We start from the raw sequence: 9296 nt of genomic DNA, 5'->3' as shown, positions 1-9296 counted from the left end.
CAGAGCAGACGCGTCGACGGACCGGGCGCGCCGACGGACCCCGGTCCGTCGCCGGACCGAGCGCGTCGCCGACCGGGCATGTCGGCAGGCCGGGCGTGTCGGTGACGAAGGGCGCCGTCGCCCCCCGGGCGGGAGGCGACGGCGCCGTCACGTCGAGGAGTGCGCTCAGACGGCCGTCTTCGTGTGGACGTACTCGACCAGGCGCGTCAGCGCGTCGGGGTCGGTGGTCGGCAGCACACCGTGGCCCAGGTTGAAGACGTGCCCCTCCAGGCCCGCGGCAGCGGCCAGGACCTCGTCCGTCTTGGTCTCGACGGCCTCCGGGGTGGAGAACAGCACGGCCGGGTCCAGGTTGCCCTGGAGCGCCTTGCCGGGGCCGACGCGCCGGGCGGCCTCGTCCATCGGGACGCGCCAGTCGACGCCGACGACGTCCGCGCCCGCCTCGCCCATGAGACCGAGCAGCTCACCCGTACCGACACCGAAGTGGATGCGCGGGACGCCGTACGAGGCGACCGCGTCGAAGACCTTGGTGGAGGCGGGCATCACGGAGCGGCGGTAGTCGGCGGGTGCCAGGGCGCCGACCCAGGAGTCGAAGAGCTGGACGGCGGAGGCGCCGGCCTCGATCTGGACCTTGAGGAAGGCCGAGGTGATCTCGGCGAGTCGGTCGAGCAGATCGGCCCACAGCTGCGGGTCGCCGTACATGAGCGCCTTGGTGTGCTCGTGGTTGCGGGACGGACCGCCCTCGACGAGGTAGCTCGCAAGGGTGAAAGGCGCGCCCGCGAATCCGATGAGCGGGGTGGAGCCCAGCTCATCGGTGAGCATCCCGATGGCCTCGGTGACGTAGTGGACGTCCTCGGGGGTCAGGTCGCGCAGCCGGTCGAGGTCGGCACGGGTGCGGATCGGGTCGGCGACGACCGGGCCGACGCCGGGCTTGATGTCGAGGTCGATGCCGATGGCCTTGAGCGGGACCACGATGTCGCTGAAGTAGATCGCCGCGTCCACCTTGTGGCGGCGCACGGGCTGCAGCGTGATCTCGGTGACCAGCTCGGGGCGCATGCAGGACTCGAGCATCGGGATGCCCTCGCGGACCTTCAGGTACTCGGGCAGCGAGCGCCCGGCCTGCCGCATGAACCAGACCGGCGTGTGCGGCACGGGCTCCCGTCGGCACGCCTTGAGGAACGCGGAGTCGTGCGTCCGCGACTGCTGCTTCGTCTGCTGGCCCACGGGGCTTTCATTGGCACTCACGACCAGAATCTTCGCATGTGGCGGGAAGCCGCTCGCCCGGGCCGGGTGTCCCTCCCTGCGCGAGGCCCCCGTTCCGCCTACTCTTCCCCGCATGGCTGCGGCTCAGGGACATTTTTCCGATCATTCCGACGGTGACGGAGGTACGGGCGACACGGAGGCGAACGCGGTGCCCCCCGCATTCCGGCGGGCGGTCGACGCCCTGCGGGCGGCTCGGCTGCGGCCGGAGCTGGAGATCGACCCGACCAGGCCGCCGCAGCGCCTGGCCCCTTACGCGTACGCGCTGGAGGCGGCCGTCGTCGAGGGCGAGGACGATCTGGCCGACGGGCGGCTGGTGCTGCTGCACGACCCGGCCGGGCACGACGCCTGGAAGGGCACGTTCCGGCTGGTGACGCTCGTACGGGCGGAGCTGGAGCCCGAGATGGCGGCGGACCCGCTGCTGCCCGAGGTCTGCTGGTCGTGGCTGACCGGTGCGCTGGAGGCGCGGGGCCTCGCGTACGGGGAGGCGAGCGGCACGGTCACCCAGGCGGGCTCGCACTACTTCGGGGGGCTCGCCGAGCGCCGTCCGGCGACCCAGATCGAGATCCGGGCCTCCTGGACCCCCCAGGACGCCCTGGGTGGCGCGCCGGACACGGCGGCGCATCTGGCGGCCTGGTCGGACCTGCTCTGCCAGATCGCGGGACTCCCGCCGTCGCCCCCCGACCCGGGGGCGGGCACGATCTCGGGCGCGGGGGTCGTCTCCCTCCCCCAGCGCAGGGGTCCCCAGCAGCCCTAGGTGTATCGGCCCGGCAGGGGCACGGTGGGAGGCCCGCACGGGAGGCCTCGCGAGGCCAGGGGCGCGAGGGTCCGGTGCGGGCGCGGCGGGGCTCCGGCCGGGGCTTCGGCTGCGGCCCGGGGGGAGATCCATTCGCAGGATGATCGATCATGCGTCCGAATTGCCCCAATTGTTACTCACCAATCGTGATCTTTCCCTAAAGGCGGGCGGCCCAGCTGCCGAAGAGGTCAATGACCCCTTCACCGCACGGGTTCGCCCCCGGCTTCTTCCCCGAGCCGGCTCCGTCCCGCATCTCCCCAGGAGGCCGTGTGTCCGTTCTCCTCGAGCAGCCCGCAAGCCTGGTCGCCTACCGCCCGAACAAGCCGACGGCCATGGTCGTCGTGGCCGACCCGCGCGTCCGCTCCACCGTCACCCGCCACCTGTGGGCCCTCGGCGTACGCGACGTGATCGAGGCGTCGTCCATCGCCGAGGCCCGTCCTCGCGTCGGCAACCCCCGCGACATCTGCGTGGCGGACGTCCACCTCCCGGACGGCAGCGGCCTGACGCTGCTGTCCGAGACCCGCGCGGCGGGCTGGCCCAACGGCCTCGCCCTCTCCGCGGCCGACGACATCGGTGCGGTGCGCAACGCGCTCGCCGGCGGCGTCAAGGGCTACGTCGTCACCGGTACGCGTACCAACATCGGGCACCCCTCCCGCCCCGGGGCCGCCCCCATCGGCGCCGCGGCGGCTCGCCTCGGCCACCGCCGCCCCCCGGGTGCCCCGAGCCACCCGGGCGGCTACCGCGAGCTCTCCGGCCGTGAGGTCGAGGTGCTCCGGCTGGTGGCCGAAGGCCAGTCGAACAAGGCGATCGGCGTGTCCATGGGCCTCTCCGCCCTGACCGTGAAGAGCCACCTGGCCCGGATCGCCCGCAAGCTGGGCACCGGCGACCGGGCCGGCATGGTCGCGGTGGCGCTGCGCACCGGAATCATCCACTGAGTCCGCAGAGTCCCCGCACGGGCCACCCGCGCGGTTGACGAAAGATCGGCGCCTGTCGACGGAACGTTCCGGCGTTCTGTCGACAGGCATGTGCCGATTCACAGATACCCTTGACACGTGACCGACGCCCAAGAGACCGCAGCAGACACAGCACTGCGAACCACCGGGGGCGCTCCCCCGGACGACGACGTCCCTGCGAATGGGCTGCCGATCCCCTTGCTGGAGCCCCGTGAGGGCATTCCGCCCGTCGTGACCACCGCCGAGGGGCTCGCCGAGGTGATCGCCGCGTTCGCCGCAGGCCACGGGCCTGTCGCCGTGGACGCCGAGCGCGCCTCGGGATACCGCTACGGCCAGCGCGCCTATCTCGTCCAGCTCCGCCGCGCGGGCGCGGGCACCGCGCTCGTCGACCCGGTGGGCTGCCCCGACCTGTCCGGCCTCGGCGAGGCACTCGCCGGGACGGAGTGGATCCTCCACGCGGCGACCCAGGACCTGCCGTGCCTGCGGGACATAGGCATGACGCCGACCGCGCTGTTCGACACCGAGCTGGCCGGCCGGCTCGCGGGCTTCCCGCGGGTGGGACTCGGGGCCATGGTCGAGTCCGTCCTCGGCTACGCCCTGGAGAAGGGGCACTCCGCGGTGGACTGGTCCACCCGCCCGCTGCCCGAGCCCTGGCTCCGGTACGCCGCGCTGGACGTCGAGCTTCTCGTCGACCTGCGTGACGCACTGGAGAAGGAGCTCGACCGGCAGGGCAAGCTGGACTGGGCCCTGCAGGAGTTCGACGCGATCGCCTCGGCGCCGCCCGCGCCACCGCGCAAGGACCCGTGGCGGCGGACGTCCGGCATGCACAAGGTGCGGCGCCGGCGCCAGATGGCGGTCGTACGGGAGCTGTGGACGGCCCGGGACCGCATCGCCCAGCGGCGGGACGTCTCGCCCGGCAAGGTGCTGAGCGACGCGGCGATCGTGGAGGCCTCTCTCGCGCTGCCGGCGAACGTGGCGGCGCTCACCCTGCTGCCGGGCTTCGGCCACCGCATGGGCCGGCGCCAGCTGGAGCAGTGGCAGGCGGCCGTGGACCGGGCGAGGGCCCTCCCGGACAGCGAGCTCCCGCAGCCCGGCCAGACGGTCGCGGGCCCGCCCCCGCCGCGCGCCTGGGCGGACAAGGACCCGGCGGCGGCCGCCCGGCTCTCGGCCGCCCGTACGTCGGTCTCCGCCCTCGCGGAGGAACTGAATCTCCCCCAGGAGAACCTGATCACCCCGGACACGGTCCGCCGCGTCTGCTGGGAGCCGCCCGCCGGGGCGACGGCCGAGTCGGTGGCCGGCGCACTCGCCGGGTACGGGGCGCGCCCCTGGCAGATCGAACTGGTCACGCCGCTGCTGGTGACGGCGCTGGCGAGCGCCGAGGAGTGACCCGGAGCCCCCGGCCGCGCACGGCCGGGGGCTCCGCACGTCCTACGGAAGCGAACTGAGGTCTCCGTTCACGGCCATGTCGAAGACGCCCTGGGTCTTGCCGTCGACCTTGAGGTGCTTGAGCCAGTGCTTCGAGAGGTTGTGGATGTTCTTGTGCTGCACCTCCCACACCACCGAGTGGCCCGCACAGGCCAGCTTGACCATGAGCTTGTGGGAGCCCGCGACGGCGTCGTAGAGGGCGGGGACCGAGAAGTTGAGCTCCGGGTTCGTGCTGGGCGGCGACGTGTTCACCTGGGTGTCGGAATCCCCGTACACGATCAGGATCGGCACGCTTCCGCCGAGGACACCGCCCTGCGCGGCCGTCGTCCGGTTCCAGCCCCACCGGACGAAGTTCCGGATCCGGTTGAGACCCTCCGGCGGCCCCCAGTCCCTGCCCACCGGGTCGTTCTCCATGATCGCGGCCCAGGCCTTCTCGACCATGCCGGGTTCACGCTGGTCCGGGCAGCGCAGCTCCGCGTTCCACCCCGACTCGACACCCCATCTCGTGCTCAGGAACGTGGGGAAACCTGGCTGCGGCAGCGTGCTCGGTGGGGTGGACGTGCCGTCGGGCGGGAAGATCGGCGCCAACAGGAAGAGGCTCTCCACCTTGGTGGGGTTGTTCACGGCGTACGGCCCCATGGTGAAGGCGGCCGCGGACCAGCCGATGAAGGCGACCCTGTCCACGCCGCGCTCCCTGCGGATCCATTCCACGACGGTGTGCAGTTCGTCCCGGTCGCTGTTCGAGTTGTTCAGCTGGAACGCGTAGTTCGCCGGGCCGGGGGTGAATCCCGGTGGTCGTGGCTTCAGGAGGTTCTGGTTGGCGGGGTTGACGTTGCGCGGATCGTCCATCTTGGGCCGTGGCGACCGCCCGGAGCCCTGGAGGTCCATCATGAAGACGTCGTGGCCGGCCTTCGCCAGCGCCTCGGCCCAGCTGTACGAGGCGTGCTGGAGGTCGAAGCCCGCGAGTACCGGAACGCTCCGGCCGTGCAGCATGAGGACGGCCTTGCGATCCGGGCCGTGCTCCGGCGACGTGTCGCGCTTCTCCCGTACGAAGAGTTTGACCATCTCGTCCTTGTTCGCGGGGAGGGTGGACTTGTGGGAAACCGCGTGGTCCTTGGTGATGACGGGCATGGAGGTCCGTTCTGGGTGTCGGGTCCGGGGCCTCGCGCCCCGGCGGGACCAGCCTCGACTCGCGATGCGCCCCTCGCCACGGCACGGCGCCGGGCCTGAGCCCATCGGGTGGCGGGACCCTCCGATCGGACGGGCGCACGCCGGGCTCACAAATGCGCCCCTTGCGCGCCGGGCGGAGTGTGACCTTCGCCGCTCCGGCCCCCGGGGCTGGGCAGCCCGGTTACCCGCAAGTAGCATGGGGGGAGCAAGCGCGCGCTTAGCCGCGTGCCGCAGCAGTGCCATCCCGCACCCTGGAGGAGAGCCATCGTGCCTCGTACCGTCAGGGACGTCGTCTTCGTCGACGGCGTCCGCACCCCGTTCGGCAAGGCGGGCCCGAAGGGCATCTACCACGAGACCCGCGCCGACGATCTCGTCGTGAAGGCCATCCGGGAGCTGCTGCGCCGCAACCCCGGCCTCGACCCCGCGAAGATCGACGAGGTGGCCATCGCCGCCACCACGCAGATCGGTGACCAGGGTCTGACCCTCGGCCGCACCGCCGGCATCCTCGCCGGGCTGCCGCAGTCCGTCCCGGGCTACTCCATCGACCGCATGTGCGCCGGTGCCCTCACCGCCGTCACCTCGGTCGCCGGCTCCATCGCCTTCGGCGCGTACGACGCCGTCATCGCCGGTGGTGTCGAGCACATGGGCCGTCACCCCATGGGCGAGGGCGTCGACCCGAACCCGCGGTTCGTCAGCGAGAAGCTGGTCGACGAGTCCGCCCTGTTCATGGGTATGACCGCCGAGAACCTGCACGACCGCTACCCGAGCATCACCAAGCGGCGCGCCGACGAGTACGCGGTGCGCTCGCAGGAGAAGGCCGCCAAGGCGTACGCCGACGGCAAGATCCAGCAGGACCTGGTGCCGATCTCGGTCCGCCGCACCAACGCCGAGGCCGGCGAGACCGGCTGGGGCCTGGTCACCGCCGACGAGCCGATGCGCCCGGGCACCACCCTGGAGTCGCTGGCCAACCTGAAGACGCCGTTCCGCGTCCACGGCAACGTCACCGCCGGTAACGCGGCCGGTCTCAACGACGGCGCCACCGCCTCGATCATCGCCTCCGAGGACTTCGCCCGCGAGAACGACCTCCCGGTGAAGATGCGCCTCGTCTCGTACGCCTTCGCCGGCGTCGAGCCCGAGGTCATGGGCTACGGCCCGATCCCGGCCACCGAGAAGGCGCTCGCCCAGGCGGGTCTGTCCATCGAGGACATCGGCCTCTTCGAGATCAACGAGGCCTTCGCCGTCCAGGTCCTGGCCTTCCTCGAGCACTACGGCATCGCCGACGACGACGCCCGCGTCAACCAGTACGGCGGCGCCATCGCCTACGGTCACCCGCTCGCCTCCTCCGGCGTCCGTCTCATGACGCAGCTGGCCCGCCAGTTCGAGGAGAACCCGCAGGTCCGTTACGGCCTCAACACGATGTGCGTCGGCTTCGGCATGGGCGCCACCGTCATCTGGGAGAACCCCCACTGGGAGGGCAAGTGAGCACCACCGCCGAGCTTCTGAAGGGTGCGGCCGAGCTGTTCCCGGACGAGGTCGTCACCAGCGCCCACGTACGGCACTTCGAACTGCCCGCGGGTGCGGGCCGGTTCGCGCTGATCACGCTGGACAACGGCTTCGACCACACCAAGCCGACCACGTTCGGTCCGCAGTCGCTGGCCAACCTCAACACCGCGATCGACCAGGTCGAGGCCGAGGCCGCCAACGGTGAGATCGTCGGCGTCGGTATCACCGGCAAGCCGTTCATCTTCGCGGTGGGCGCCGACCTCAAGGGCGTCGAGCTGCTCAAGCAGCACTCGGACGCGCTGGCCATCGGCAAGGGCGGCCACGACGTCTTCAAGCGTCTGTCCGCGCTGGCCGTGCCGACCTTCGCGTACTACAACGGCGCGGCGATGGGCGGCGGTGTCGAGGTCGGTCTGCACTGCACATACCGCACCGTCTCCAAGGCGCTCCCCGCCTTCTCGCTGCCCGAGGTCTTCCTCGGTCTGGTCCCCGGCTGGGGCGGCTGCACGATCCTGCCGAACCTGATCGGCGCGGAGAAGGCCGTCTCGGTCATCATCGAGAACTCGCTGAACCAGAACCGCCAGCTCAAGGGCAAGCAGGTCTTCGAGCTCGGCATCGCCGACGCGATCTTCGAGGGCGCCGACTTCCTGGAGCAGTCGCTGATCTGGACCGCCTCGGTCCTCAACGGGTCGGTCACGGTGGAGCGTGCGGAGATCGACCGCGGTGAGGGCTGGGACCAGGCCGTCGCCAAGGGCCGGTTCATCGCCGACTCCAAGGTGCACGGCGCGGCCCCGGCCGCGTACCGCGCCCTGGACATCATCGAGGCGTCCAAGGACGGCGACCTGCAGAAGGGCTTCGACGCCGAGGACCAGGCCCTCGCGGACCTGATCATGGGCGGCGAGCTCCGCTCCGGCATCTACGCCTTCAACCTGGTGCAGAAGCGCGCCAAGCGCCCGGCCGGTGCCCCGGACAAGTCGCTGGCCCGCCCGGTCACCAAGGTCGGTGTCGTCGGCGCCGGTCTGATGGCCTCCCAGCTCGCACTGCTCTTCCTGCGCCGCCTCGAGGTGCCGGTCGTCCTGACCGACATCGACCAGGAGCGTGTCGACAAGGGTGTGGGCTACGTCCACGCCGAGATCGAGAAGCTGCTCGGCAAGGGCCGGATCAACCAGGACAAGGCCAACCGTCTCAAGGGCCTGGTCTCCGGTGTCCTGGACAAGGCCGAGGGCTTCGCGGACGCGGACTTCATCATCGAGGCCGTGTTCGAGGAGATGAGCGTCAAGCAGAAGGTGTTCGCGGAGGTCGAGGCGGTCGCTCCGGCGCACGCGATCCTCGCCACCAACACCTCCTCGCTGTCGGTCTCGGAGATGGCCTCCAAGCTCCAGCACCCGGAGCGCGTGGTCGGTTTCCACTTCTTCAACCCGGTCGCGATCCTCCCGCTCCTGGAGATCGTCCGCGGCGAGAAGACGGACGACGCCTCCCTCGCCACCGCGTTCGGTGTCGCGAAGAAGCTGAAGAAGACCGCGGTCCTCACGAAGGACGCCCCGGCGTTCGTCGTGAACCGCATCCTGACCCGCTTCATGGGCGAGATCCAGAACGTCATCGACGAGGGCACCTCGGTCGAGACGGCGGAGAAGGCCATCGAGCCGCTCGGTCTGCCGATGTCCCCGCTGGTCCTCCTGGAGCTCGTCGGCCCGGCCATCGGTCTGCACGTCTCCGAGACCCTGAACCGCGCCTTCCCGGAGCGCTTCACCGTCTCCCCGAACCTGGCGGCCGTGGTCAAGGCCGGCAAGCGCGGCTTCTACGTCTACGACTCCGGGAAGCCGGAGCTGGACCCCGAGGTCGCCGCGCTCCTCAAGCAGGGCGATGTCGTCCTGACCGAGGAGCAGGTCCGCGACCGTGTCCTGGACGCGGTGGCGCAGGAGATCGGCCTGATGCTGGAGGAGGGTGTCGTCGCCGAGGCGCAGGACATCGACCTCTGCCTGATCACGGGCGCGGGCTGGCCCTTCCACCTGGGCGGCATCACGCCGTACCTGGACCGTGAGGGTGTCTCGCAGCGGGTGAACGGCAAGCCGTTCCTCGCGCAGGGCGTGGCGAGCGTCCCGGCGTAACCCGCGGGCCGCGAGAGCGGCAGGCAGAACGGCCCCGGTACCAGTCTCCTGGTACCGGGGCCGTTCGCCGTGGTCGGCTCGGCAGGC

Annotated in this window: 7 protein-coding genes; 5 read left to right on the top strand and 2 right to left on the bottom strand. The window is 71.3% G+C overall.

Annotated elements, in window-relative coordinates; genetic code table 11:
- Window positions 1–165 precede the first annotated feature (165 nt).
- A complete protein-coding gene (hemE, locus tag ACFUJR_RS13190; RefSeq protein ID WP_383173379.1) occupies window positions 166–1242 on the bottom strand; it encodes a uroporphyrinogen decarboxylase in 1077 nt (358 codons plus the stop codon).
- A 91-nt stretch (window positions 1243–1333) separates the two neighbouring features.
- Here hemE and ACFUJR_RS13185 point away from each other — a divergent pair, with 91 nt between their 5' ends.
- The 3 genes from ACFUJR_RS13185 to ACFUJR_RS13175 all read left to right on the top strand — a co-directional run bounded on the left by ACFUJR_RS13185 (window position 1334) and on the right by ACFUJR_RS13175 (window position 4392).
- Entirely contained in the window at window positions 1334–2014 is a 681-nt protein-coding gene (locus ACFUJR_RS13185; RefSeq protein WP_383173377.1) for a DUF3000 domain-containing protein, read from the top strand.
- A gap of 308 nt (window positions 2015–2322) precedes the next feature.
- Window positions 2323–2988: a response regulator transcription factor gene (locus ACFUJR_RS13180; protein WP_352186942.1), complete on the top strand. Its 666-nt coding sequence runs from the start codon at window positions 2323–2325 to the stop codon at window positions 2986–2988.
- Between the two features lie 117 nt (window positions 2989–3105).
- Window positions 3106–4392 carry an HRDC domain-containing protein gene (locus ACFUJR_RS13175; RefSeq protein ID WP_383173376.1) on the top strand — a complete coding sequence of 429 codons (1287 nt, stop codon included), beginning with the start codon at window positions 3106–3108 and terminating at the stop codon, window positions 4390–4392.
- Between the two features lie 42 nt (window positions 4393–4434).
- Here ACFUJR_RS13175 and ACFUJR_RS13170 read toward each other — a convergent pair whose 3' ends face one another.
- The gene (locus tag ACFUJR_RS13170) at window positions 4435–5562 is read right to left on the bottom strand and encodes an alpha/beta fold hydrolase (RefSeq protein WP_383176506.1); all 1128 of its coding nucleotides are present in this window, start codon (window positions 5560–5562) and stop codon (window positions 4435–4437) included.
- A gap of 306 nt (window positions 5563–5868) precedes the next feature.
- Here ACFUJR_RS13170 and ACFUJR_RS13165 point away from each other — a divergent pair, with 306 nt between their 5' ends.
- Both ACFUJR_RS13165 and ACFUJR_RS13160 read left to right on the top strand, forming a co-directional pair.
- Window positions 5869–7083: an acetyl-CoA C-acyltransferase gene (locus ACFUJR_RS13165; protein ID WP_361440995.1), complete on the top strand. Its 1215-nt coding sequence runs from the start codon at window positions 5869–5871 to the stop codon at window positions 7081–7083.
- Window positions 7080–9209, top strand: a complete 2130-nt coding sequence (locus ACFUJR_RS13160; RefSeq protein WP_383176503.1) for a 3-hydroxyacyl-CoA dehydrogenase NAD-binding domain-containing protein — start codon at window positions 7080–7082, stop codon at window positions 9207–9209. Before ACFUJR_RS13165 ends, ACFUJR_RS13160 begins: the two co-directional genes overlap by 4 nt.
- The last annotated feature ends 87 nt before the right edge of the window (window positions 9210–9296 follow it).

Source organism: Streptomyces sp. NPDC057271 (assembly GCF_042668715.1).
Lineage (GTDB): Bacteria > Actinomycetota > Actinomycetes > Streptomycetales > Streptomycetaceae > Streptomyces.
This window is presented reverse-complemented; position numbering and strand designations above follow the sequence as displayed.

Bases quoted from the DNA above. Each gene is read 5' to 3' on its own strand.
- ACFUJR_RS13185 (WP_383173377.1), top strand. From the start codon at position 1,334: ATGGCTGCGGCTCAGGGACATTTTTCCGATCATTCCGACGGTGACGGA.
- ACFUJR_RS13170 (WP_383176506.1), bottom strand. From the start codon at position 5,562: ATGCCCGTCATCACCAAGGACCACGCGGTTTCCCACAAGTCCACCCTC.